Below are 1,700 nucleotides of genomic sequence, written 5' to 3'. Positions count from 1 at the left end.
AGCCATGATCATGACCACCGCCACCACCCGGTGGCATGAACATCCAGCAACCCGACAAGGCGGATACCAGCGCAGCCACCAAAGCTGCGCGGAAAAGGTGTTTCGACTTCATTGCAACGCTCCACAAGGCTAGATCGGCTGCCCACCGTTGGCCGGGGGGCAGCGGGCGGATTCTAGGGCGCAGGGGTGATGGCACGGGGAAACTTTGCACATCTTTACCGTTGCTGCCGGCAGTTCGCGTACCCTGTGGGAGCGGGCGTGCCCGCGAAGCTTTCAACACGGCGTAAGGCTGCGGCTTCGCCGCAGGGCGCACGCTCACCAAGTATGGATACTGCGCAATGACCTTGTTCTACCTGAAACTCATCATCACCCCCTTGCTGATGTGGGCCATCTCCCTCGCCTCGCGCCGTTGGGGCGGCCTGCTCGGCGGGCTGCTGTCCGGCATGCCGATCACCTCGGGGCTGGTGATGACCTTCCTGTGCCTTGAGCAAGGCACGGCCTTTGCCTTGGGCGCATTGCCCGGCGCCTTGGGCGGCCTGGCGGCGGTGCAGGCTACCTACGCCTTTTATCTGACGGTTACCCGCAGGCTCGGCATCGCCCCGGCCGTGCTGCTGGCGTTGCTCTTCTATGGCCTGATTGCCTATGCATTCACCCACTGGGGCAACCTGTACCTGTCGATTGCCATGACGCTGGTGCTGATCGGTGTGCTGATACGCGCCAGCGGCCGTGAGCCCAAACCCGATACCTTGCTCCAGCCCCGGCAGCGGTTCTGGGAGATCCCTTTGCGCATGGTGTCTGCCACCGGCTTGCTGATGATCATCACCAGCCTGGCCAGCTGGCTGGGCCCGGCGACCAGCGGGATGCTCGCGCCGATACCGGTGATTGCCTGGCCGCTGGTGGTGTTTGCCCATATGCAGAATGGCCGGGCCGGCATGGCGGCGATGGTGCGGGGCAATGCGATCGGTGCGGTGGGGGTGATTGCGTTTTACCTGGTATTGGCAGGGCTGCTTGAAGCGTGGGGTGTGGCCATTACCATCAGCCTGGCGTTGATTTGCGCGGTGGTGCTGACGGTTGGGCTGGCCACTGTGTTGCGCCGGCGTTGAGGATGACATGGACTATCGGATTCGCAAGGCGGTAGCGGCTGATGTTGCGGGCATCAGCCGGGTGATCATCGCAGCACTGAGACAGAGCAATGCCGCAGACTATGATGCCGCGACCATCGCCAAGGTCGAACGATCATTCAGCGAGGCGGCCGTTGCCGATCTGCTGGATAGACGCCTGATCTTCGTTGCGACAGACCACGATGACGTGGTGGCTACTGCCAGCCTTGAAAACAGTGTCGTCAGAAGCGTGTTCGTCGCGCCCGAGTTTCAGCGGCTGGGTATTGGTGAACGGCTGATGCTCGCCGTCGAGAACGAGGCGCTGGCGCACGGGTCGCATCTGCTGCGAGTGCCCTCTTCGATTACGGCGCAGAGCTTCTACATGCGCTTGGGGTATGGAAAAGTACGTGATGAATTCCATGGGGATGAACGTACGATCATCATGGAGAAGCGGCTGATTAAGCCCTGACGACTCGGTTGAAACACAGCCCCACGGTAATGCCAGTCAGTTAAGGCTACTGCCGGCAAGCCAGGCTCCCTACATTGCCCTCAAGGCAGGCACAGAACCTGTAGGAGCGGCCTTGCGTCGCGATGGGCTGC

2 protein-coding genes are annotated in these 1,700 nt (G+C 61.9%); both read left to right on the top strand.

The genetic code is table 11. The features are described from left to right. Positions 1 to 338 precede the first annotated feature (338 nt). Positions 339 to 1,103, top strand: a complete 765-nt coding sequence (locus IAE39_RS29380; RefSeq protein ID WP_201207952.1) for a hypothetical protein — start codon at positions 339 to 341, stop codon at positions 1,101 to 1,103. Between the two features lie 7 nt (positions 1,104 to 1,110). After that, entirely contained in the window at positions 1,111 to 1,569 is a 459-nt protein-coding gene (locus tag IAE39_RS29375) for a GNAT family N-acetyltransferase (protein ID WP_201207951.1), read from the top strand. Positions 1,570 to 1,700 lie beyond the last annotated feature (131 nt).

The organism is Pseudomonas sp. S37 (assembly GCF_016658545.1).
Lineage (GTDB): Bacteria > Pseudomonadota > Gammaproteobacteria > Pseudomonadales > Pseudomonadaceae > Aquipseudomonas.
The sequence above is the reverse complement of the archived record's forward strand: the minus strand, read 5'-3'. Positions and strand labels throughout refer to the sequence as shown.

Excerpts from the sequence above, each read along its gene's own strand:
- IAE39_RS29375 (WP_201207951.1), top strand. The coding sequence starts at position 1,111 with ATGGACTATCGGATTCGCAAGGCGGTAGCGGCTGATGTTGCGGGCATC.
- IAE39_RS29380 (WP_201207952.1), top strand. The coding sequence starts at position 339 with ATGACCTTGTTCTACCTGAAACTCATCATCACCCCCTTGCTGATGTGG.